Origin of the sequence: Nostoc sp., from assembly GCF_036919555.1 — a bacterium.
GTDB lineage: Bacteria > Cyanobacteriota > Cyanobacteriia > Cyanobacteriales > Nostocaceae > Nostoc.
Genome location: NZ_JBALCS010000006.1, coordinates 40,270 through 62,957, shown reverse-complemented (window position 1 = coordinate 62,957; position 22,688 = coordinate 40,270). Strand labels below are relative to the sequence as shown.

18 protein-coding genes and 1 pseudogene are annotated in these 22,688 nt (G+C 42.5%); 8 read left to right on the top strand and 11 right to left on the bottom strand.

Features of this window, described 5'->3' with window-relative positions; genetic code table 11:
* Positions 1-172 precede the first annotated feature (172 nt).
* From smc to V7K36_RS01385, 3 genes and pseudogenes are all read right to left on the bottom strand, one after another.
* Positions 173-3,829 carry a chromosome segregation protein SMC gene (smc, locus tag V7K36_RS01395; RefSeq protein ID WP_335112548.1) on the bottom strand — a complete coding sequence of 1,219 codons (3,657 nt, stop codon included), beginning with the start codon at positions 3,827-3,829 and terminating at the stop codon, positions 173-175.
* 342 nt (positions 3,830-4,171) lie between these two features.
* Positions 4,172-4,333: pseudogene (locus tag V7K36_RS01390) on the bottom strand (IS4 family transposase); the annotation flags it as partial.
* A 270-nt stretch (positions 4,334-4,603) separates the two neighbouring features.
* Complete coding sequence (locus V7K36_RS01385; protein ID WP_335112546.1) at positions 4,604-5,389, bottom strand: Npun_F0296 family exosortase-dependent surface protein; 786 nt, start codon at positions 5,387-5,389, stop codon at positions 4,604-4,606.
* A 410-nt stretch (positions 5,390-5,799) separates the two neighbouring features.
* On the opposite strand from V7K36_RS01385, the gene V7K36_RS01380 reads away from it, so the two are divergent.
* The 4 genes from V7K36_RS01380 to V7K36_RS01365 all read left to right on the top strand — a co-directional run bounded on the left by V7K36_RS01380 (position 5,800) and on the right by V7K36_RS01365 (position 11,471).
* Complete coding sequence (locus V7K36_RS01380; RefSeq protein WP_335112544.1) at positions 5,800-6,999, top strand: anhydro-N-acetylmuramic acid kinase; 1,200 nt, start codon at positions 5,800-5,802, stop codon at positions 6,997-6,999.
* 146 nt (positions 7,000-7,145) lie between these two features.
* Positions 7,146-7,592 (top strand): hypothetical protein, encoded by a 447-nt coding sequence (locus tag V7K36_RS01375; RefSeq protein WP_335112542.1) that lies wholly within the window; start codon positions 7,146-7,148, stop codon positions 7,590-7,592.
* A 424-nt stretch (positions 7,593-8,016) separates the two neighbouring features.
* Positions 8,017-9,036, top strand: coding sequence for a glycosyltransferase family 2 protein (locus V7K36_RS01370; RefSeq protein ID WP_335112540.1), 1,020 nt, complete (start codon positions 8,017-8,019; stop codon positions 9,034-9,036).
* Positions 9,037-9,914: 878 nt separating this feature from the next.
* Positions 9,915-11,471 carry a serine/threonine-protein kinase gene (locus V7K36_RS01365; protein ID WP_335112538.1) on the top strand — a complete coding sequence of 519 codons (1,557 nt, stop codon included), beginning with the start codon at positions 9,915-9,917 and terminating at the stop codon, positions 11,469-11,471.
* A 470-nt stretch (positions 11,472-11,941) separates the two neighbouring features.
* Here the strand turns inward: V7K36_RS01365 and V7K36_RS01360 are convergent, their stop codons facing one another.
* From V7K36_RS01360 to V7K36_RS01340, 5 genes are all read right to left on the bottom strand, one after another.
* Positions 11,942-12,139 carry an NblA/ycf18 family protein gene (locus tag V7K36_RS01360; RefSeq protein ID WP_094348015.1) on the bottom strand — a complete coding sequence of 66 codons (198 nt, stop codon included), beginning with the start codon at positions 12,137-12,139 and terminating at the stop codon, positions 11,942-11,944.
* 644 nt (positions 12,140-12,783) lie between these two features.
* Complete coding sequence (locus V7K36_RS01355; protein WP_335112535.1) at positions 12,784-13,509, bottom strand: Stp1/IreP family PP2C-type Ser/Thr phosphatase; 726 nt, start codon at positions 13,507-13,509, stop codon at positions 12,784-12,786.
* 16 nt (positions 13,510-13,525) lie between these two features.
* A complete protein-coding gene (locus V7K36_RS01350) occupies positions 13,526-15,211 on the bottom strand; it encodes an ABC1 kinase family protein (protein WP_335112728.1) in 1,686 nt (561 codons plus the stop codon).
* Positions 15,212-15,335: 124 nt separating this feature from the next.
* Entirely contained in the window at positions 15,336-15,662 is a 327-nt protein-coding gene (locus V7K36_RS01345) for a DUF6825 family protein (protein WP_335112532.1), read from the bottom strand.
* 146 nt (positions 15,663-15,808) lie between these two features.
* Positions 15,809-16,048, bottom strand: a complete 240-nt coding sequence (locus V7K36_RS01340) for a hypothetical protein (protein WP_335112530.1) — start codon at positions 16,046-16,048, stop codon at positions 15,809-15,811.
* An 84-nt stretch (positions 16,049-16,132) separates the two neighbouring features.
* Between V7K36_RS01340 and V7K36_RS01335 the strand changes: the two genes are divergently transcribed.
* The 3 genes from V7K36_RS01335 to V7K36_RS01325 all read left to right on the top strand — a co-directional run bounded on the left by V7K36_RS01335 (position 16,133) and on the right by V7K36_RS01325 (position 17,708).
* Positions 16,133-16,495 carry a DUF433 domain-containing protein gene (locus tag V7K36_RS01335; RefSeq protein WP_335112528.1) on the top strand — a complete coding sequence of 121 codons (363 nt, stop codon included), beginning with the start codon at positions 16,133-16,135 and terminating at the stop codon, positions 16,493-16,495.
* On the top strand, positions 16,470-16,832 hold the full coding sequence (locus V7K36_RS01330; protein WP_335112526.1) for a hypothetical protein: 363 nt from the start codon (positions 16,470-16,472) through the stop codon (positions 16,830-16,832). Before V7K36_RS01335 ends, V7K36_RS01330 begins: the two co-directional genes overlap by 26 nt.
* 90 nt (positions 16,833-16,922) lie before the next feature.
* A complete protein-coding gene (locus tag V7K36_RS01325) occupies positions 16,923-17,708 on the top strand; it encodes a Uma2 family endonuclease (protein ID WP_335112524.1) in 786 nt (261 codons plus the stop codon).
* Here the strand turns inward: V7K36_RS01325 and V7K36_RS01320 are convergent.
* The 3 genes from V7K36_RS01320 to V7K36_RS01310 all read right to left on the bottom strand — a co-directional run bounded on the left by V7K36_RS01320 (position 17,705) and on the right by V7K36_RS01310 (position 21,722).
* Entirely contained in the window at positions 17,705-17,830 is a 126-nt protein-coding gene (locus tag V7K36_RS01320) for a hypothetical protein (protein WP_335112522.1), read from the bottom strand. The genes V7K36_RS01325 and V7K36_RS01320 overlap by 4 nt on opposite strands.
* A gap of 4 nt (positions 17,831-17,834) precedes the next feature.
* Complete coding sequence (locus V7K36_RS01315) at positions 17,835-20,588, bottom strand: CBS domain-containing protein (RefSeq protein WP_335112726.1); 2,754 nt, start codon at positions 20,586-20,588, stop codon at positions 17,835-17,837.
* A gap of 234 nt (positions 20,589-20,822) precedes the next feature.
* A complete protein-coding gene (locus V7K36_RS01310; protein WP_335112520.1) occupies positions 20,823-21,722 on the bottom strand; it encodes an RNA-guided endonuclease InsQ/TnpB family protein in 900 nt (299 codons plus the stop codon).
* Positions 21,723-22,358: 636 nt separating this feature from the next.
* Here V7K36_RS01310 and psbZ point away from each other — a divergent pair.
* Entirely contained in the window at positions 22,359-22,547 is a 189-nt protein-coding gene (gene psbZ, locus V7K36_RS01305) for a photosystem II reaction center protein PsbZ (RefSeq protein WP_300415693.1), read from the top strand.
* Positions 22,548-22,688: the final 141 nt, after the last annotated feature.

Sequence of the window (22,688 nt, the reverse complement as noted above, 5' to 3'; positions counted from 1 at the left end):
GGTTTAACGCGATGTGCGACTTATTCTTGCAACCCCTCTCTAAACCTCTCCCCCTGTGGAAGAGAGGCTTTGATTTTTGCTCCTCAACCCTTTTAGATAAGGGGTTGGGGGTTAAGTTTGAGAGAAAGTCGCACATGACGTGGTTTATCTATACACTATTATTAACAAAAACTCAAACAGATGTATTGGATGATTGTAACTTAATCCCCAAAACTTGAGTGTAAGCTCCTCGTGCTTGAGTAACGCCAATTGTGCGTTCGGCTGATTCTATCATCGGACGACGCAAACTCACAACTATAAATTGCGCTTGTTGTGACTGTTGTTTAATCATTCTAGCTAATCGTTCTACGTTTGCCCCATCTAAAAACATATCTACTTCGTCAAAGGCGTAAAATGGCGATGGGCGATAACGTTGCAGGGCAAAGATAAAGCTCAAGGCGGTGAGTGATTTTTCTCCCCCAGACATGGAAGCTAGGCGCTGTACTGGTTTGCCTTTGGGGTGCGCGACTAAATTTAGTCCACTGCTAAAGGGATCTTCGGGATTTTCGAGTTGTAAATAGCCGTCGCCGTCGGAAAGAATGGCAAAAATCGATTGAAAGTTTTCGTTGACAGCATCGAAAGCTTCTCTAAAGGCAAGTTGCCGCAATGTGGTAAAATTTTCGATCCGCAAAAGTAATTCGGTGCGTTCCCCTTCTAAAGTTTGCAATTTTTGCGTGAGTTCCTGGAGGCGGTTTTGGGTGCGTTCGTGTTCTTCCAACGCCAGCATATTCACAGGTTCCATTGCCTGTAAGCGTTTGGTAAGCGATCGCAATTCTTTCTGCAATTCTTCCAAGTCTACCTGATCTGGAACTTCCGGCAAGGGATTTGGCAATTCTGCTCCCACATCCCGCAACTGACTTTGCAAAGCAACTAATTCCTCCCGCCGCTTTTCTTGGGTTTCTTGGAGTTTTTGGATTTCCCATTGCAATTGTTGTTGACGCAAAAGATGCGATCGCACTTCTTGTTCTGTAGCATCACGTTTTTGTTTCTCTTCTCCCAAATTCTGTTCCATTTGACTCAGCGTCGCCCGGGTTTCAGCGATCAGAGTGCTGAGTGCTGAGTGCTGAGTACTGAGGGAAGACAGTTGATTTTGTTGTGTTTGTTGTTCTTGCTGATATTCTGTAATCCTCTGTTCCCCTTCTTGGATTTTTTCTTGTAATCGCTGTTGCTGATTTTCCAAATTTTTTAATCTTTGTTCAGCTTCGCGTAATGCTGTCTCCCGTTGTTGCAATTGTTGCTCTTGAATTTTAATTGTCGCTTGGATTTGCTGCCATTCGCTGGGAGTTTGGGAAGCTTCCAACTCTGCTAAAGCGTGTCGCAATTGTTGCAACTGAGTTTCTTGTCCCGGTAATTCCCGTTCTAAAATTTCCAATCGGGATTGAGCCGTGGCTAACTTTTCACTGTTTTGTAAGAGTTGTGATCGCGTCCCTTCTAATTGCCCTGTTAAACTCTTAATATCTTTCTGTAACTGTTCTAATTGCAACTGCTGTTCGCGCCGCGCCTGACGCGCTTCTGTGAGTTCTTGCGTCAGTTTCTTGGTTCTGGTTGACAAAGTAGCGATCGCCTCAGTACAACGCTCTAAAACCCGCTCAATATCCACCAAGCGACTTCTTAAAGCGATCGCTTCATCAGATTCCGCCGCTTCTGCATTACCAAACCGCAAGGCTGAACGCTGGGTGTTACTACCACCAGTCATTGCGCCGCTAGTTTCCAGCAGTTCCCCGTCTAAGGTGACAATGCGATACAGTCCTAAGTTTTTCCGCGCCGCCTCAAGGTTGGCAAATACTACCGTGTTACCGAAAACATAGCTAAATACATCTTTGTAACGGCGATCGCAATCGACTAAGTTAACAGCATAGTTAACGAAACCGTTGGCAAAACGCAGCGTTGCATCTTGAGTAAATTTGGGAGCGTGAATTTTATTCAACGGTAAAAAAGTCGCCCTCCCAGCACGTTTCTGTTTGAGCAGTTCAATTCCGGCTGCGGCGATGCTGTCATCTTCAACTACAATATGTCCTAAGCGCCCACCAGCAGCCATTTCCAAGGCTAGCTGATGGCGGGGTTCCACCCTTCCCAACTGCACAACTAAGCCACAAAGTCCAGGCATTGCAGATTGTAAAATGACTTTACTAGCTTGGGTTCCTTGGACTTCTTGCTGTGCCTGCGCTTGCGCCTCTATTTTATCCAACTGGCGTTGTTTTTCCCGTTGTTCAGAAAGTAACCGCTTTTGGGTTTCCTGTTGGATTTGCAATTCTTGTTCTGTGGCTGAGAGATTTTGAGCTAAATTTTGGATGGGTTCGCTAGAGGCGTTAAATTCCGTTTCAACTTGATTACACTCAGCTTGTTTTTCTGCTAATAGTGGTTCGTCACGTTCAATTAACTGAGTTTGCTCTTGGATAAGCTGCTGTAACTGATTATTGCGTTCCCTAAGTTGTGCTTGTTCGGTGCGTTGCGGTTCCAGAGTTTGCAGCAAAGTTTCAATTTGACGGTTGAATGCTGTTTGTTGCTGCACCCACGCTTCCGAAGCCGAGGCGATTTCTGCTGCTGCTTCGCGGGAACTTTCTAAAGCTTGCTGCGCCTCATCCCTTTGCTGTTGTGAAGACGCGATAAATCGCGTCTCTAGAATCTGTGTTTCGGCAATTTCTTCTAAGGAAAGACGGTATTTTTGAATCTCTTGCTGAGTTTGAGCCAGACGTTTGGCAGTTTCCTGCGTTGCTGTTTCTAATTCCGTTAGCTGACGCTGGAGTTGTTTACGTTCTGCTTCTTGGGTGGCGAGGGTAGATTGTACCGCCAAAAGTTCATCTTCTCCCAAGGCTTTGACATGGGCATTGAGTTTTTCTAGTTCAGCAGTTTTTTGGACGATTTCGGAATTTAGGTTTGTGAGTTGGGTAGTGAGTTCACCAGAATTGCGATCGCCACTTTGAATTTCGTTAACTAACTTTTCTTGTTGTGCTTGTAGCGATCGCCATGATAAAACTGCTTCCCAAGATTGCTTGGCGATAAATTCCGTGCGAAGCTTTTGATATTTCTCAGCTTTCGCCCGATCTTGGGAAAGGCGATCGCGCTGTGCAGTTAATTCCGTTTCAATAATCCGACAGCTATCTTCCTTTTCCTTCACCTCATCTAAAGTTGATTTGGCTTGGACAATTTTGCGATCGAACGCCGCCACCCCAGCCAATTCATCAATAATTTCCCGCCGTTCCCGCGTATTCATCGAGATGATGCTGGTGACATCCCCTTGCAGCACCACGTTGTAGCCTTCAGGATAAACCCGCAGGTTACTTAGTTGCTCATGCAATTCCGTCAGCGTACAGGCTTCACCATTGATATAGTAATTCGATGTGTAAGTCCCTTGGTGAGTAACTCGCAGCCTTCTAGTAACACTCCATTCAGTTGGGGAGTGGGGAGTACAGACGCGATTAATCGCGTCTGTACGGGAGTGGGAATTTTCCTGATCTTCATCTACTTGTTCTGTGGCTTCCTCACTTTGCGCTTTTGCGCCTCTGCTTGATAAATCCTCCCCCGACAAATCAAACGTCACAGTGACGCTAGCCTCAATAGAAGCCCGTCCTTTAGCTGTTTGAGTGTTATTTACCAAATCCGGGAGGCGATCGGCTCGCATTCCCTTAGAACTGGAAAGTCCCAAGCAAAATAGCAGTGCATCGAGAATATTAGATTTACCCGAACCATTTGGCCCAGATATGACAGTACACCCCGGTAGCAAAGGGACTGAAGTAGTGCCACCGAAGGATTTGAAGTTCGTAAGTTCCACGCGCTTGATATGCACCATAGAGCTAATTACGCAATAGCAATACTTTCAGCCTTTACTCCCTTGAAAATGCTCACCTAATGCTCATTTACCTGACTTTCAGCACTTGATCATGGTTTTTAAGTACAAAATATTACTCAGCAACCATGCTCAAGGAATGCTCAACCTTGTGAGTGAGAATCTACTCTATCTTATATGTCCAGAGTTGTTGGAGTAATAACTAGAGAATTACGAGCAAAACGCCTATAAGAAAACACCCTACTTTTTACGGTAGGGTTTAGTTTTTGCTTATGAATCACAATAGAGTACCTCTTGCTGTGAAGTGACATATTTTAATGTCATCTGGACAATACCTCTGCCAATTTACGAGGGTTCAACGCCGGTGGAAACGGGATGAATACGTCTTAAAGCAGTAAGCTTGGCAAAAATCTGGGTTAATAAAATAGGCTCAGGGATTTCGGGAAGCATTTTTAACATTTCACGAACAAATCGAAAACCACGATGGTAAGCCTTAAGATCAATAATTCATACTATTTTTTTGGCGAAGGTATTGTAAATGGTAAAAGGATTAGGGCGAACCTACCGTAAGTAAGCTCGCCCTAACTTGTATTTAAAATTGTCGTCGGAAGTTGGGAAATCCTAACTACGGCACGCTACGCGAACGTGGAGCTTGGGGTTAGGAGAGAAAATCAGGAAAATCTTACCAAATTATTGAGGAGCCGTGTGAGGTTAACGTCTCATACACGGTTTGTCAACGCCGAGTCAGGAGGGTGACTTCCTAGCTTAGGCATCCACTTATGACAATTGCAAAACTGACTTTTTGTTGACTCGACGAGTCAGAACTGAAGTAGCGCCCACAAAACCAATCACAAAAACTCCTAATAGAGAAGAAGACTCAGGAACTGCTTTGGTAACTACATTACCGGTGATATTGTTGTAGCTAGTAGCGACTGTGTGATTATCTGATTCAAAACCAGTTCCGCCAACATTGGTGAATTGAACCTGATCAAAAGTTCCGGCAACATCGTAGAAGTTGATGAACGCAAAGGGTTCTCCAGAATCCTGATTTGCGAATGTCGAATTAGGATTACCGTAGTAGCTGGCTTTATTTGCTAACCCTGCGATATAACTAACCACATCAGCAGTGGTGATAGTTTGTACAACCTTACCTTGTGAAAGAAATGTAAGTACGTTACTAGCGTCTCCCGCAGACCACCAAAGCCCAAAGTAACTTTGTGCGTTTTTCAAAGTTAAGGTGGAAACCGTTTTAACACTACCGTTATTCGTGTCTACATCAAAATATTGACCTGCTCCACCAGCACCACCATATAGGTTTGCATCTTTTATCAGACCGTTATCATAAGTACCAATAGTTGATGTAAAGCCGTTTGCACTGTAACCTGCTGTTTGTCCAGTAAAAGTGTTTACATTAGAACTAACAAGATTTGATAATTGGGCATTTTGTACGCCTGCGTTTTCTATTGATACCGTAAAAGAGGAAGCCATTGCAGGGCGGGTAAGAGTCGCTAAGGACAAAACGACACCAGAAGCGATCGCGGACTTAATTAAAAAACTTTTCATTCTACAATTCTTCTCAGGGTTAAGATTTTTCTCCGTTCAACGCCCATTGTGCAATGTGCTTCTAGATTTAAACATCAGAAGGATTACTACTGTTTCGATTTGATTCTGCCCAGATAAAATGTAATTTATAGGACTTTATTTAGAGTAAAATCACTGGTGTTAAGTTATGTAACATCTTAGCTTTATGTAGAAAGCACAAAGTTATCAGTACTGAATTGTAAACAAACTTTTTTTATAAAAGGTGCTACTTGGTGATTTACAGGCAGTTTATATTTTTAGGATTTTAGATAAAGAAGGCATGAGTACTGGGTGTCAACTTTCTCCAGTCAACTATGCCAACTGAGTTTTTTTGACATGGGTAGTAACATAAATTAAACTACTTCTTGGAATCAACAAAAGAATCTTTATCAATGCATCCGACTGAAGAAGCTGCTGTTCCTACTCGCGTTATCGGTTTAATTAGTGGCACATCCGTAGATGGTATAGATGCTGCGTTGGTAGAGATTTGCGGTACAGAATTGGATCTCAAAGTTGAGTTGCTAGCTGGGGTAACATATCCCTATCCAGCCGAACTCAGAGAAAGAATATTAGCGGTTGGTGCAGGCGTTGCCATCTCAATGGCAGAATTGGCAGAAATAGATGATGCGATCGCCATTGTCTTTGCCCAAGCCGCCCAAAATATTCAAATTGGCCATCACCCAGCCACTCTCATTGGCTCCCACGGTCAGACAGTTTATCATCGACCACCTGCGGATAGGGGAATGGCGAAGAAAACCACTCCCGACTCCCGACTCGGCTACAGTCTGCAACTAGGGCGCGGTGCATTAATTGCCCATCTTACAGGCATTACAACTGTGAGCAACTTCCGCGTTGCTGATATCGCTATTGGTGGTCATGGTGCGCCTCTGGTACCTAGAGTAGATGCCTATTTACTCAGTCATCCCCAGCAGGGGCGTTGTATTCAAAACATTGGTGGTATTGGTAATGTTGCTTATATTCCGCCTCGGCATGGCGACTGGCTCTCAAAAATTCGCGCTTGGGATACTGGCCCAGGAAATAGCCTGTTGGATCTGGCTGTGGAGCATTTAAGCGCTGGTGCTAAAACTTACGATGAAGATGGCAATTGGGCAGCGAGTGGTACTCCTTGCCATCCATTGATAGAACAATGGCTCAACCAAGACTACTTTCATCTACCACCGCCTAAATCCACTGGTCGAGAGTTATTTGGTGTGACTTACCTGCATCAGTGTTTACAAGATGCCCAAGCATACCAACTTAATGCTGCCGACGTACTGGCAACTCTTACCGAACTTACAGCTGCTTCAATTGTCCATAGTTACCGTACTTTTTTGCCGGAAATGCCACAACGGGTACTATTATGTGGCGGTGGTAGTCGCAATTTCTATTTGAAACAAAGATTACAGTTATTGTTGACATCAATACCAGTCTGGACTACAGATGAAGTCGGCTTGAGCGCAGATTTTAAAGAAGCGATCGCCTTCGCGGTTTTAGCCTACTGGCGACATTTGGGTATTCCTGGGAACCTACCTACTGCCACTGGGGCACCTCAAGAAGTCCTTTTGGGAGAAATTTACCAAGGTCAGTATTGAGTAGTGAGTCCTGATTAAGGAGCTAGGAGACAGGAAAAACAAATAAAAAAATTTCTTCAACGCGATCGCGGTTCATTCTTCACTTCATTACTCAGCACTGCTATAACTGTAGTCTTGGCGGTACTCGATCAAGGCAGGAATAGAAGGTGGCTCATACTTTTTTATTAGAACCAGGACGCTGGGTAATGCAAGGAAATTGGCTGGAACGTAATGGTATGCCAATCAGCGTCAAGGGTATGACCTTGGTAGCTTGGAATCGAGATAACTGGTTCACTATGGCCACAAAACTGATATTTCCTGGTAGCGATCGCTCGGAAATCTCTCTACAATACAAGGGGCGGCTGCATCAGGGAGAGCGGCAGTATACTTTTTTATTGCAACATAATCTTTTGGGGCAGGTTGAAGGGGAAGGCTGGATTGGTCTAGATACTATTGTGCAGCATTACCGAGTACTAGACGATCGTCAGCGTCGTAGTGGGTTTGAAACCCTACACCGGATTTCGGAAGATACATACTACCTCAGCAGTGGCATCTTGGCTGGTCATTTTTTAACTACCACAATGGAAGCTAGCCTAGAGCGTCAGTCAACCTAAAAATTCCGGGAAAAAAGCTTGATCTAGATATAAGCGTTTTAAGAGGTTAAGTGCTGCTTGACAAAAGGTATTACAGACTATAATATTTGACAGCATAGGCGCAGCCCACCGCAGGCATCGCCCTTTGGAGAAAATTTTGTCATCTATAGAATGTCTCATGCCTGAACTTAATGAGTAATTGTTTATGCTCACATACTTGCTAAGTTGTAACTAAGTAGGCAAGAATAAACCAAACTATGTTACGGAATATAAAATCCATTAAATAGGCTCGTAGCAAGGGTTTCAGTCCTCAAAATAGGGTTTCAGCCCTCACTACAAACCTGGAATTATTTATGTCTACGTACTTATAGTAAAAAAGAAATTTTAAAACTATCATCAGGATTCTAGCATTTTGATCTAATCGTGTAGTCAGGAGTTCAGTTTCATGAATCCTAAAGTCTCTGTGATTATCCCTGCTTACAATACTGAAGCTTATATTGCGAAGGCAATAGAGTCAGCCTTAAAGCAAACGCTCACTGATATTGAAGTTGTCATGGTCGATGATGGTTCAAGTGATAAAACTGTAGAAGTCGCTAAAAGTTTTACTGACCAACGTCTCAAAGTGATAGTTAATCAACAAAATCTTGGGGTTTCTGCTGCGCGTAATCGTGCCCTCAGAGCAGCCCAAGGAAAATGGGTTGCTGTTCTGGATTCAGATGACTGGTATGCTCCTGAAAGATTAGAAAAGCTTGTATTGCTGGCAGAGGAAACAAATGCAGATATGATTGCTGACGATCTTTATTTAATCAAAGATGGTGCAACATCTCCTTGGAGTACATTGATTCAAGAAAGTGGAGAAGATATAGATATAGATAAAATTCTCCAAATTGATATCATTTATTTTGTAGAAACTGATGTCTATGGACAAGCAGGGTTGCATCTTGGTTTAAGCAAGCCTATATTTAAACGAGAATTTCTGGTTAAGCACGGCATTGAGTACGATGAAACCTTAAGCATAGCTGAGGACTTTTGGCTTGATATGAAATGCTTAATCAATGGCGCTCGCTTTTTTGTTGTGCCGAAACCCTATTATTTCTACCGCTCACGCCCCAATTCTATGGTACATCAAAGCATATTGTCACGTCTAAATCAATGCTGCATAGCTACTAATTATTTCATTCAACAAGAAGTTGTGAAAAAAAATCCAGCTTTAATGCGTGCTCTATCTTATAATCTTGCAGTCTTTAAGAGAAATCTAGCTTACTTTCAAGTTGTAGTGCCTATCAAGGAAAGGAAATGGTTAACAGCATTAACAGAAATCAGGAAAAACCCGTACTTTTTTTCTGATTTTATTTCTCGATTTAACAATATTATCGAACGTCGAATTCAATACTATGTGAGGGGTAATAAATCAGTTTTTGATATGTCTTATAACCTACATAAAAAAACAAAAACTACCAATTAGTGCTATCACAGTTTTATAAAAAAAATACATCCTTACGTAGTTCAGAATGATCCTGAAGGTTAAAAACCTGGTTAGGCAATAAGTATCTGTGATTACCCCTACTTATAAAACAAAGGCAGGGGAAAGTCTTGCTGGAGGTAGGAGGAAAGTGCTAATCAAGTAAAACTTTAGTTGTGGGTCATTGGCCACTAAAATAACAGTTATAAATCTGAATAAGTTAGAGCATTATTTACAAGGTATGAGGGCTTATATCTGATAAAATCTGCCTAGCACGGCTTCATGTCGCCCCCTCAGGCTTTATTGATATTCAAAACTCCGCACTCATCATACAGTTCTCAGAACTCTGTGGTGAGTATGCTGCTACCTAATTAAGGTTTTTGGCAGATCCTAGAGTTATCTATTTAGTCAAAATTGGGCAAACTAAAACTACACGATAATTAAAGTGCAAAATGGTACAAAACGTCATTATAAATCTACCCTTTCTGCTTGTTTGATCTGGTATGTTGCACCAGTTGTAATAACCGTCTCGGTTGCAACCTACCAGAGAATGGTTTCAATCCTCTAAAAGAGGACTGAAAAAAGCTATAGCAATCCGAATTGAAACGTGAGAAAATACTGAGATTAAAAGTACGTATTTTAAAGCCTTTCAGCGATTTTCTCTCTCACGAATGATTTAGGATTGCTATAGTACAGCACCGCCTAAATAGAGCAACGATTGCAAATCGCACAAAAGCCTATCCTATAAGCTTTTTGACTTCCCACTTCTGCCTTGCGGTACAAGCCTAGAAAGTCATTTCTGGGTGCAATAATTCAGATATCAGTTTGAATGCACTTTTCCTCCCAAACACTTACAATCTGCTTTTGGATTCAAATTCTCTATGTCAGACCCCAACATTGGTCGCTTACTCAGCAAACGCTACCAACTCCAGGAGTTAATCGGTACTGGGTCTATGGGTCGGGTTTATCGTGCTAAAGATACTTTGTTGGGAGGTGTACCTGTTGCCGTTAAGTTTCTGGCTCTATCAATCCAAAATGAAAAGCTGCGATTGCAAGACCGCTTTGAGCGAGAAGCAAAAACCTGTGCTTTACTAGGGCAAAAAAGCATCCACATTGTCCGAGTTATGGACTATGGCGTAGATGAGAATAATATTCCGTTCTACGTCATGGAATACCTACAAGGACAAAGCCTGAACAATATTATTCGCAAGCAACGACTGCCTTTACCAAGATTCTTGAGTATGGCGCGTCAACTCAGCCTGGGGTTACAGTGCGCTCATGATGGCATCTCAGTTGAAGGCACTATTTGCCCAATTATCCATCGTGATGTTAAGCCAAGCAATATACTGGTGATTCAAGATTCCAGTTTCGGAGAATTGGTCAAGGTTCTAGATTTTGGCATTGCTAAGTTATTACAGTCAGATGGCGACCATACAAAATTTTATTTGGGGACATTGGCTTATTCTTCTCCCGAACAGATGGAGGGTAAAGAATTAGACAACCGTGCTGATATTTATAGTTTGGGCGTGATGATGTTTGAGATGCTCACAGGCAAAATGCCACTGGTGGCATCAACTCACTCTTTTGGAGCGTGGTATAAATTACATCACTATCAAAAACCACGTTCTTTTGCTGAGGTTGTGCCTGGATTAGAACTACCAAAAGAAATCGAAAATTTGGTGATAAGTTGTCTAGCTAAAGTACCACGCGATCGCCCCCAAAATATCGCTGAAATCCTCAGAGTTTTAGCATCTCAAGAAAAGCCTGAGCATACACGCAAAATTATGCAAGACAGCCATGCCCTAGTTCCTGCTATTACAGTTAGCCCTAAGCTTGTTGAAGAAAAGGCAAAAGCCGATTTGCGGGCATCCTGGTCAAACGATGAAATCGCTCGTACTATTTCCTGGCCGCAAAATAAACCAATTGCCGATATTGTGTTTCCCCAGCCCATTCATACCAATGGGCAGGTTTTACCAGCTCTATGGGTGATGCTACCGCAAGAGGAAATTCAAAAGCGCTTACTCTGTACCCGCTATAATCAGTTTCTTTTCATCTCTGTTCCTCATCCGATGCTGCTATGGATTACTGTGATCTATAACCGCAAACATGGTGCTAAATGGTTGCCTTACTATCTTGATCTCAAAACCAGTCTTGGTCAAGAAATTGCCCGGTTACTACAGGATTCAGGTTACTACCGCCTGTTGTTCTTTGCACGAGAAACACCAAATCGCTGTACCCATATCTTACTTTCCAGCGTCGCTTCTGCCCAGCGCCAACGGCTGCAAGAGTGGGTCGCAATCAGTAATACATCAATGTCCTCTGCCGACCCCCAATTTAGTAAAAGCTTACTCAAAAGCGAGTACGAAAAGATTAAGCCTCAAATTCTGACAAGACTGGAAAGTATTGATACAGATTCTCCATACGATCTTTCCAGCTAGGCATAATTTCCGAATGTTACATATTTTAGATGGAACTAAGGTGTGGCCACTCCAATAATGTAAAGTTTTATAAACAAAATATGTATAAAGATGTAAGTTCTAGTTATATGTATAAAGAGTGAAATAAATAGCTACCAAAGCAGTAGTGTCTAAATTCTCTCTTGCTCTTCCTGTGTAGATATTCCAGATGATTATAAATTTACGCAGGCGTGATTCACAGACTAGAGGAAACAAAACAAATCTAGCTAAAGCAAACGATGAGTTTAGATGACAAAGCTAAAGCTAGGTCTAGATTCCAGCAGATGTGCCGTAGACAATGTATACTCGTTCTTAGTTAATTTCGTGAATTGAACTTTTGCACCGCTCTTGTGGAATTAGTTATCGAAGTTGACGCCCCGACAGCCCCAGCTCTTTTCCTCTTTGGAACCAAGCAAGAGAAGGAGGTCGTCCACTGCGACATCAGAACAACTCTATGCCATAGTGGAACCGGAATCTAAGCCCCACTGGTGCTTAAGAAGCTCTTGATAAGTTGCCTCGCGCACTACCATTTGTTCATAGAGCTTTACCAAAAAGTCTTTGGCTTGCTCGTGGCTCATATTTTGCACCTGAGTAGAAAATGAGCAGATACTGAATTGCTGTTCCAAGGATAGTTTCATTGGTTGGTTCATAAGTTAACTCCGAAAAAACAACGCGTAAAGGTGATATCGCTCACAGAAGTGCAAATGGGATAATACTTGGACTTGTAACTGTCCAACATTTGTTCCTCCGTATTAAGAAAGATAACAATTGTTTGACAGATTTGCCCACATCCTAAATGCGGAATTTTTCTGCTCTGATATCTTGCACCTAATCCTACTGATATACCACCCAACTCAGCCGGACTATATTCCGGAAAATAGACTCTGTTTGGTTTCAGATAGGTATAACTACCTTTTTCACTCCTTTCTGCTTTGCACAACTCTTCTTTGAGGAGAAGATCAGGTGCTATCCTTAACCCTCGATAGTTTTTCTTAAACAGAAAAACTAAGATGCTGTCTGCCCCAATATGGAGAAAACTTCGGAGGATAGGAATTTTCAGGAGGTTGGGGAATGAATGGTGATAAGCGTGAATTATAGTCGCCTTACCTTATTACGTGCAAGATGTAAATTTACCAATTTATGCAAATTTAGCCTCATTACTTTGGAGGCTAAAAGTATTTGTATCAAATTGTAAAAAGGAAAAATGCTCACGCTGAACAAATTGCTGAGTATATTTACCGGATTACTCATTTGTCCTTTGTCTTTGGATAATAAGCAATGGACTAATGACTATTTAGTCGAGTGAGACGATGACAACTGTGATATTATCGTGCCCTCCGTGGTCTTTGGCAGCCTCAACTAGAGAGATGGCGGCTTTATCAAGCCAAGGAGTGTTTTGGAGGCAGCTAGCAATCTTCTGTTCGACAAGTTCTTCTGTGAGACCATCACTACATAACAGCAAGCGATCGCCAACTTTTACATCCAGTGGTTGCACATCAATGTGATGCAAGTCTTGACGCCCCAAACAGCGCGATAATACATGACGAAAAGGATGTAATCGTGCTTCATCTAAGGTGATGTCACCGATTTTAATTGCCCGTGCTACCCAAGTGTGGTCTTCCGTTACCTGTTCTAATTGCGACTCTCGGAAGCGATACAGCCGCGAATCGCCAACATGAGCGCACCAGGGCGACTCTGGGGCGCGAAAAATTACCGCTACAACCGTTGTACCCATGTCGGCGCGTTCAGGATGATTTTGCTGATCGTGCAATATTGCTTCATTGGCGTCCCACAAAGCTTGCTCGATCAATTCTTGAGAAGATTTAGGAGATTGCCAATTTTCCACCAAATACGCCTGAATTTCCTTAGTGGCAATCCGACTTGCTTCTTCACCTCCCGCATGACCACCCATGCCATCGGCGACAACGAAAAACCGCCCCTCTGGGTCGATATAGTAAGTATCCTGATTATTAGAACGAATAAGTCCCGGATCGGTAAAACCCGTGAAATTAAGTTTCATATTTTTTTTGCAACAATTAATACATACGATCGTAACGGTCGAGGCGTAAAAGTAGTCGGATCAGGATCACTGAAAGCCCTGCTGCAATTAAACCAGGGATTAGTGCCCACCATTCATGATTGCTAACCACTAAGATCGTAGCTGAAAGTGTGAAACCACTGATTAACAGAGCATAACTTATTGAAAGTTGAATACTGCTCTGTCGCCGCAACAGCCGTTCAGTTTCTATAGACCGAACGCGCAGGCGCATATCTCCCCGCTCCAGCTTTTCTAGCGTATCCTCTAATCTACGTGGTAGACCAAAGGCAGTACTACTTACCTGAGCTGCTTGACGACTTAATTCGTTAAGAAAGCTATTCCCCTCAGAACCATTCATATCGGTCATAAGCTGCATTGCATATGGTTTGGCAACTTCCATAAAGTTAAAATCTGGATCTAAACCTTTGCCTACCCCTTCTAAGGTAGAAAAGGCTCGCATCACAAAAGTGAAGGTTGCTGGAAATCTAAATGGCTGATTATAAGCGATTTCGTAAAGATCGTCACTGATTGCTGCAACTGATTGATTTTCAAAGGGCTTATCCATGAAATGATCCAGCATGTACTGGACGGAACGCCGTACTGGTCCCATGTCATCGGTTGCAGCGATCGCGCCTAAATCGATCAGAGACTGAACAACGCGATCGCCGTCTTTTTGGGCAATACCAAACAGTGTTTCCATCAATCCTTCGCGGACGTTGGCTTTAATCCGCCCCATCATGCCAAAGTCGTAGAATATTAGAGCACCACTTGCACTAACCGCAATATTCCCTGGATGGGGATCGGCGTGAAAAAAGCCACTATTAAGTAACTGTATTAAGTAGGCTTGAGCGCCTTGACGAGCGATCGCCTTTCGATCCAAACCTGCTGCTTCTAAAGCTTCGTATTGGCTAATTTTAATTCCAGGGAGATATTCCAAAGTCAGTACTCTGGACGTGGCGTAACGCCAGTATATTCTTGGGACGTTCACCCAATCGTAGCCGCGAAAGTTACGGCGAAAAGTATCGGCGTTACGACCTTCGTTAAGATAATCAATTTCTTCCCAAAGAATACGGCAACACTCTTCGTAAATACCCAACCAATCTCGCCCCCGCCCCCATTTGGGATGGTTTTGAAAGTAGCGGGTAATTCCCTTGAGAATCTGTAAATCTATTTCAAATAACTTCTTTAGTCCAGGACGTTGCACCTTGACAACAACCGATTCCCCAGTATAAAGCACAGCTTTGTGTACTTGCCCCAAGCTAGCAGCAGCTAAGGGAATCGGTTCAAAATTATGGAATAGTTCAGGAATTTTCTTGCCTAGTTCTTTCTCAATGGTCGCTTCTACTTGCTCATAGCTAAATGCCGGTACTTTGTCTTGTAACTTGGCTAGTTCTTCTACATATTCACCAGGGAATATATCAGCACGGGTAGAAAACAATTGCCCGACTTTGATGAAAGTTGGCCCTAAATCCAGCAGGGTATTACGAATCCAGACCGCTTGGGTTTTGCGTCTTGCAGCTTGCTTTACCTCAGTTACTCCACCTGCGTAACTCCAAGATTTGTTGTATAGCCAAAGCTTGAACATTAAGGTCAAGACAAAAGACCAAATGTCCACAAAACGCCGTCTGCTAGAGTAGTTTTCCCGATTCCAACGGTATGCCTGATCTGAATAACCTTGTTCCATATGCTTTGTGTACCGTTGGTTTGAAACCGAATCACGTAGAAGAAAAGACACTCTGATTCCTAAACTGTTTTTGATGAAGTGTCATTTGTCTTTTGTCCTTTGACCAAATGACCAATGACTAAATTTATGCAGAAGTTCGGCGATAATGTTGCAATTCTGTTCGCAACAGGGCAATTTCTGCTCGCAATTCATCAATATCTGCTTGCAAGTCACCTGAATCAGAACTGGCTTGCCGACTACCTGTGGTAGATTGACCAGGATTAGCTGCTTCTGCTGTCCGATTTGCCCGCTCTAGGACTTCTTCTGTAAACTGGCGCAACTGCTCTCTAGCTTCTGCATCAAATTTGCCCAGATCACTCAAAGCATCGGTCAAGGCGACCTCTAAACGCTCATTAACTACTTCAGCTACCGCTCTGCCTACGAAAAAGGCTTGCACAAGGGGATTACTCATAAATTTTTGTTACGTTGCACCGCAAGAGAATTATAACTTGCTCGTATGCTTTACGGCTTCTGTTGTAGAGGTTGAGATTTGGGGTTGGCGATATGCGACTTCATGGCGAATAGAATTCGCGGAGTTTACGGGCACACAAACGAGAGCTACACCGGGCTGGAATAACATATATCGTGACATTCCAGCAACTCTCGATAATATTGCTCTGGTGTAGTGGGTGAATAGGTTGTCATTTGCAAGGCTTGCTCTCTGAACTTGAAACTTTGAGTAATATTAATTTGGCTTAGATCATGGGAAATTACCCAAAGTGCTGCTTGATAATCATTGATACCTACTACCATTTCTTCGACAATTTCAATATCCAGGTTAAAGCGTAGCGATCGCATTTTTTTCAAGCCCCTAATTTAGTGCGAACGCTTTCATAAAAAGATTAGCATATATAATAACTAACTATTGATATAGGTCAATCTATGTCTACCAAAGAGATCACCGAGTATTTCAACTTTCTTTCTTCTGAAGACATTAGACTGAAAGACTCAAGAATTGGTATTGAAACAATTCTTTATGAATACATTGATTGTGGACGTTCTCCAGAAGAAATTGCCCAAATCTATCAATCAATCTCTTTAGAACAAGTATATGCAACTATTCTTTATTATCTGCAAAACAAAGAAAGTGTCAGTGTTTACATAAAAAACTGGATAGAACACGGTCATAGAATGCGAGAACAACAACGGCTTAATCCTCCACCAGTGTCGGAGAAACTGCGCCAACTCCGAATTGAAAGACAAGCCAAAAAACAAACAAATGGCACTGAAATATCTGAGAGATGAAAATGTTAATCCTATCTATCCAAATCAAATTAGGCTAAGAGAACCTGATATTATTATCAAGGTAGTAGGAGAATCAGAAACTCCACCGAAAAGTACACTCGATCCAATAATTCTGTGTTGGTGTGAGGAGAATAATTTTGTACTTGTGACAAACAATCGAAGTTCTATGCCAGGACATTTAGCTGATCATATCGCTGTTAATCGTCACATCCCAGGAATTTTCATCCTCAATCCAAATTTGAGTATTGGTGAAAATATAGAAGAATTAATAATAGGTGCTTTGGCTTCAGAAGAAGATGAATATCAAGACCGAATAGTTTATTTACCCTTGCCCTAAAAATAGGCAATTACCTACGGTATACTATGCGAACGCTTACTACAACACTGCTAAAATAAATCTATAACTACTTGATGCCGTATCCATTCTATGACCATAGCTCAAGAATTAGATTCTCAACAAGGCATCTGCCAAGATGTTATATTTCCCCCTGGTGATCTATATAGTGATGAGCCTCCTTTGGAAAGCGAACTTCATCTAGAGCAAATCATGCTCTTACTCAAATGCCTAAAATGGCTGTGGCGAGATAGAAATGATTTCTACGCAGCTGGAAACCTGACTATCTACTACAGTCCACGCCAACGCAAATCAGAACACTTCCGAGGTCCAGACTTTTTTGTAGTGCTGGGAACCGAACGTAAAACCCGTAAAAGTTGGGTAGTCTGGGAAGAAGATGGCAAATATCCGAATGTAATTCTAGAAATTCTTTCGGAATCAACAGCTAATACTGACAAAGACTTAAAGAAAAAAATTTATCAAGATACCTTCCGCACACCCGATTATTTTTGGTTCGACCCTTATACACAAGAATTTGCGGGATTTCATTTAGTGGATGGAGAGTACCAACCTCTAGAAGCTTCAGAGCAAGGACATTTGTGGAGTCATCAGCTAGGCTTATATCTGGGAATTCACCAAGGTCTATTGCGGTTTTTTACATCAGTTGGGCAACTAGTACCAACACCTGAAGAAACGGCAGAACAAGCAGAACAAACGGCAGAACAAGCAGAACAAACGGCAGAACAAGCAGAACAAAAGGCAAAACAAGCAGAACAAAAGGCAGAACAAGCAGAACAAAAGGCAGAACAAGCAGAACAAAAGGCAGAACGTTTGGCAGCAAAACTGCGTGAGTTAAATATCGACCCAGATCCAATTTAGACTACTGCGATCGCATATAATGCCATAGGCGATCGCCTGTTTTTACAAAGCGTTAATGATGATGAAACGTGAATTGATAATCTGTTGCTCAACACTCCACAAATATATGAGCGATCGCTCATGTATTCATTTAGGATAGTGTTCTGCTAAAAATTCCTCAGCCTCAAATCTATCTTTAATCACTCCATTCAAGGTAGCAGCAAGTAAATCATCTAATATTTGCCGATATTGTGGCCCTGGTTTGTAACCAAGTTTCTTTAAATCATTGCCATTCAATAGTGGCTGCACATTCGCCCAAACAGTGAAATATTCCCAAATCTGATGTCTAATCTCTCGCGGACTTTGCACGGCGATTAAAATCAGTATTGGTAAATCATACTGTCGCAGCAACTGTACTACTTGGCTGGGGCGTTGCAAAGTGGGCAATAATGTCATCACCTCAGTTTGCACTTGAGCTAAGTTCTTCAGCCTAGCAATGCTATCCTCTGGCAATTGCAGATTTTTTGCTACTTTCGCCCGATATTCTGGTGCTAGGTGGGCGATTAACGTTTCTAGGCACATTTCCCAATGAATAAGGGTTGGTTGCGGGTCAAATCGCCGCAAGCAGCGTTCTAGTAAACGTAATTGCCGCAGGAGTTCTGCGTCTAGCTTCAGGGTAGGATGGATGCATTGCAACGCCCCTAAGTTATCAAGTAACTGCAAAGCCGATTTCCAGTAAGGGGCTTCTAAGATGTGCTTTAATTCTGTTTTCAGTCGAGTTTGCAGGGCTGGAGTTCTGCTATTCTCTTGAGCAGTGCGATCGTAAACGCCACTGTTGATGGCATAGCGGATAAACTCTTCAGTTTGCGGTTCAATCTGAAATCCGAAGCGCACAGCAAAGCGCACACCACGATAAATCCGGGTGGGGTCTTCGATAAAGCTATTGGCGTGTAAAATCCGAATTTGTTTAGCTTGTAAATCGATTAACCCGCCAAAGAAGTCAAGTAGGGGCGCAGCCTGCTGCGCCCCTACACCAGCACGGGGAGTAGTGAGACGCAAGGCGAGGGCGTTGATGGTAAAATCTCGGCGATACAAATCTTGACGAATGGAACTCGCCTCAACTTCTGGATTTGCTGCTGGATAAGGATAGAATTCTGTTCTAGCAGTGGCAATATCTACCCATAAAGAATCTAATTCTGGGTCTTTGTGCCACAGCAAAGTAGCAGTTTGAAAAGCCCCGTGATTTTCTAAGCGGGCCGAAGGGTAAAGTTGTTGTAATGCCTTTGCTAATTCCACACCAGCACCGACATCTGCTGCGTTATGAAAGCCATCAACCACAAGATCAATATCTTTAATCATCAAAGTGCCCGATGCTTGGGCTAATAGCAAATCCCGCACCGCACCTCCCACTAGATAAAGATGCCAACCCCGTTTTTCTGCCTCTTGCGATGCTGTGGTGAGTAATTGCCACAATCGAGGAGCAAATTTATTCTGCAACTCAATATTGAGTCCTGTTCGCAGATAGCTATGGTTTAGCCCGTGCTGATTTTTTAGTGATGATTGAGACTCAAGACTCAGCACTCGGAACTCAGTACTGTTTTGATGCAATTCCCTCAAGACATCGGTACGGCTGACAATACCAACTAACTGACCGTTCTCCAATACTGGCAAACGTCCAATATCGTATGTCACCATTAGCGCTTCAATTTCTGGCAATGTTGTATCTGGTGTAATCGTTTTCAGATTCCTAGTCATGTAACCCTTGACTGGCGCATGACTAAATCCGTGATGCAAGGCGATATCGATATCCCGCCGCGAAATAATACCTACCAGTTGCTTTTGAGCATCAACTACAGATAAACCAGAGTGTCCATAGCGCAACAAAATGCGCTGGGCTTCGGCAATTGTGGTTTCAGGCAAAATAGTGCGGACAGGGGAAGACATCAAATCCCTAGCAGTGGGGGGATGGGGAATTTGTGCTTTTACTCCCTCAAGGAGTTGTTTTAATATGGTCTGCGAATCTACTTTGCGTAGGTTCAAGGATGCAGCTTGTGAATGACCGCCGCCGCCCAAGAGTTGGAATAATAGGTTAAGATTTGTTTTGGGAATTTGCGATCGCCCAATTACTGTTAAGTGTGAATCACTTTCACCTAAAGGATACTCATTAGCCAACAGTATGGCATCAATTTCGGTTAATTCCACGAGTTCCGAAGCTAAACTCGATAACCCTGGCACAAAACTATCTGTTTTTAGAGTTACCCAAGCAACCGTATATCCATGTAGGCAGAGATATTCTAAATTTTCCAGCGCCTCAGTTAATAGCTGCTGCAATTGCAAAGACAAGCCAGGGTCACGGTAGGTAGAAATTACCGACAAACTGGCACCTTGTTCCATCAACCAAGCTAAAGCTAAAGCATCCCGTGGTGTAGACAGGTCAAAGGTCAAGGAGCTAGTGTCAACGTGGATACCTAAAGCCATCACAGTTGCTTCAGCTGGAGTCAGGGAAATTTGCTGTTGTTGCAATTGCTCAACAATTAAAGTCGTAGTGGCTCCCACTGAGGAAATATGCGATCGCGTGGCGAGAATATCTGACTCTTGTCCTAGGTGATGGTCATAAACTATAATCTCTCTTAGATTGGGCAAATCTAACCACTGGGCAGCTTTACCCAAGCGATCGCGGTGTTGCGTATCCACCACAGTCAAAGAACGAATTTTTTCCGGATTCACCGAACGGCGTTCAATTAGAGGATATTCATCCCGATGCAATGCCAAAAAATCCCGTACAGGAGGGTGAGAACCGCCAGTCAGCACAATCTTACTTCCCGGTAGTAGGCGCGTTAATCCTACTGCTGCTCCTAGCGCGTCAAAATCTGCTGTAGTGTGGCAAAGAATTAAATGCATAGTCATTGCTCATTGGTCATTGGTCATTGGTCATCGGTACTTAGATAAAGGATAAATGACTAAAATGTTGTAATTTCTGGTAACTTAAAAACAAGAAATTAAGTGTTAGTGTAGCTGCTATATAAAACCTAGACAATTCTAGACTTTACTTCTTACTTCAACGGGGGCATGGGAGCGGTTAACCCTCAGTAAGCTTTCACGGTCAAGCCAACCGCGATAAATTAATCGATGCGTTCAGATCCCTTTGCAGTTGTAAGTCCTTTCACGCAAGGGCATATCCTGAACGTTGCCACCTTTTTGACAAGTCTTGCTGGATGGATACCATCTATCAGCGATGAAAATTTGGCAACCAAACTTGTTAGACTTGTACTCAAGCTGACGTTTAAATTCATGAAATCCACAGTCAGCGATCGCACCAGCTAACTTATGATTCTGCATCATCCCTGCGACATTAAGATCCTCTATCACTACTTTGGCGTGGTTTTTGCATAAGTAAGTAGTAATTTTGTGAAGAGTATCTTTTCTCAGGTTCGCTACTTTTGCATGATGTCGGGCAAGTTTAATTTTAGCCTTGTACCTATTTTTAGAGCCTTTAATTTTTCGACAAAGTGTGCGGGATAACCTTTTTAATTTGGCTAAATTCTGTCTATAGTTTTTCGGGTTAGGGAATACGACTCCGGTACTCAGAGTAGAGAGTTGTTTCACCCCTAAGTCAACACCAACAGCATCATGAGCTTTATTAGTTGGCTGACAATCTTGCTCATAGCTAAAAGCAATAAACCAACTATCAGCAGTGCGAGAAATAGTAATGCTTTTACAAGTAGTGTGCGGCAATCCCTCGTAAGTCTTTACCCAGCCTATAGTCGGAAGTTTTACAGATTTACCGCCCACAGGAATCGGTTTACCCCCATTATCAATTGTGAAAGAATCATTTTTTCCTTTCTTTTTAAAGTTCGGATAATCACCAAGTCCAGCAAAAAATCTCTTAAACGCATTGCCTAAATTGTCAAAGACATATTGAGTTATTTTCTGACAAATCCCTTTCTCTTTAATCCACCCTAACTCTGGTTTAACGTGATTATTGAAGAACTTTTTTAAGAGATATTTGTCAGGCTTTAATCCATCATTGTACAAATCCTTCCAAGTCGCTAAACCCCAATTGTAAGTAAACCTCGCAATTCCAGCGTTGACTTTTGGTAAGCTTTAATTTGGTTCTGATGGATAAAAGCATCTTTTAACAATTCGTAATTCGTAATTACGTAGAGTATGTGGATTTAGACCCCAACCATAACTTTCAAGGGCCTTTAGAGGTCTCTTTAGCTAAAATGGACAGAAGCCTCACCCTTTAACCCTCAGAGTCAGCACCTTAATTGTCAAATATTCTGAAATAGATGATCAGGGCGTTGTATGATTTAATTGGTTACTCGCCCCCACGGTCATTGATACACCTCGCTTACTGCGATCTGGGAAACCTACGTGAAACGTTAGACAACGGGAAACGAGTAGGCATCCTTTCAAAGAATGCAAATTTACCGTTGGTTGACACATCAGTGCAAAAGTCATAAGCAATTCATCCTGTGTCGTAAAATTTGTGGGGTACGAAAGGAAGAAAAAATCAAACTGTCGGCTGTGGGGCATCACGGGGACATAAAACCAGAGCTTTTGGAAATGTCCTATGAAATAGCAGGAGTTACGCTCATTGCCTACACTGTACATGCTTACTGTTAATCTAGGATATATCACTATTTCGCTGTATTGGGAGAAGCAAAAATGACCATAATATTCCAATTTGCCTTGATAGGTCTAGTTCTGTTGTCCTTTGTCCTGGTTGTGGGCGTTCCGGTTGCTTACGCCACTCCCCAAAATTGGGTTGAATCTAAAAAACTACTCTGGGTTGGTTCCGGTGTCTGGATTGGTTTGGTATTTTTAGTTGGTTTGTTAAACTTTTTTGTCGTGTAGGCGACGGCTTCGCTCTGGCGCAGGCACATAATATAAGAACTAGAGGGGCAGAAAAGCCAAGGTCAAAGACCAAAGGAAAAAAGGATAAATTTTTCCGATTTCCTTTTTTCTGACCGTGCTTTCCTGCTCCTCTACATTTTA

What these genes read in the sequence shown, in the direction of transcription:
- smc (WP_335112548.1), bottom strand. Translation starts at nt 3,829, where the DNA reads ATGGTGCATATCAAGCGCGTGGAACTTACGAACTTCAAATCCTTCGGT.
- V7K36_RS01385 (WP_335112546.1), bottom strand. Translation starts at nt 5,389, where the DNA reads ATGAAAAGTTTTTTAATTAAGTCCGCGATCGCTTCTGGTGTCGTTTTG.
- V7K36_RS01380 (WP_335112544.1), top strand. Translation starts at nt 5,800, where the DNA reads ATGCATCCGACTGAAGAAGCTGCTGTTCCTACTCGCGTTATCGGTTTA.
- V7K36_RS01370 (WP_335112540.1), top strand. Translation starts at nt 8,017, where the DNA reads ATGAATCCTAAAGTCTCTGTGATTATCCCTGCTTACAATACTGAAGCT.
- V7K36_RS01365 (WP_335112538.1), top strand. Translation starts at nt 9,915, where the DNA reads ATGTCAGACCCCAACATTGGTCGCTTACTCAGCAAACGCTACCAACTC.
- V7K36_RS01360 (WP_094348015.1), bottom strand. Translation starts at nt 12,139, where the DNA reads ATGAACCAACCAATGAAACTATCCTTGGAACAGCAATTCAGTATCTGC.
- V7K36_RS01355 (WP_335112535.1), bottom strand. Translation starts at nt 13,509, where the DNA reads ATGAAACTTAATTTCACGGGTTTTACCGATCCGGGACTTATTCGTTCT.
- V7K36_RS01350 (WP_335112728.1), bottom strand. Translation starts at nt 15,211, where the DNA reads ATGGAACAAGGTTATTCAGATCAGGCATACCGTTGGAATCGGGAAAAC.
- V7K36_RS01345 (WP_335112532.1), bottom strand. Translation starts at nt 15,662, where the DNA reads ATGAGTAATCCCCTTGTGCAAGCCTTTTTCGTAGGCAGAGCGGTAGCT.
- V7K36_RS01340 (WP_335112530.1), bottom strand. Translation starts at nt 16,048, where the DNA reads ATGCGATCGCTACGCTTTAACCTGGATATTGAAATTGTCGAAGAAATG.
- V7K36_RS01335 (WP_335112528.1), top strand. Translation starts at nt 16,133, where the DNA reads ATGTCTACCAAAGAGATCACCGAGTATTTCAACTTTCTTTCTTCTGAA.
- V7K36_RS01330 (WP_335112526.1), top strand. Translation starts at nt 16,470, where the DNA reads ATGGCACTGAAATATCTGAGAGATGAAAATGTTAATCCTATCTATCCA.
- V7K36_RS01325 (WP_335112524.1), top strand. Translation starts at nt 16,923, where the DNA reads ATGACCATAGCTCAAGAATTAGATTCTCAACAAGGCATCTGCCAAGAT.
- V7K36_RS01320 (WP_335112522.1), bottom strand. Translation starts at nt 17,830, where the DNA reads ATGAGCGATCGCTCATATATTTGTGGAGTGTTGAGCAACAGATTATCA.
- V7K36_RS01315 (WP_335112726.1), bottom strand. Translation starts at nt 20,588, where the DNA reads ATGCATTTAATTCTTTGCCACACTACAGCAGATTTTGACGCGCTAGGA.
- psbZ (WP_300415693.1), top strand. Translation starts at nt 22,359, where the DNA reads ATGACCATAATATTCCAATTTGCCTTGATAGGTCTAGTTCTGTTGTCC.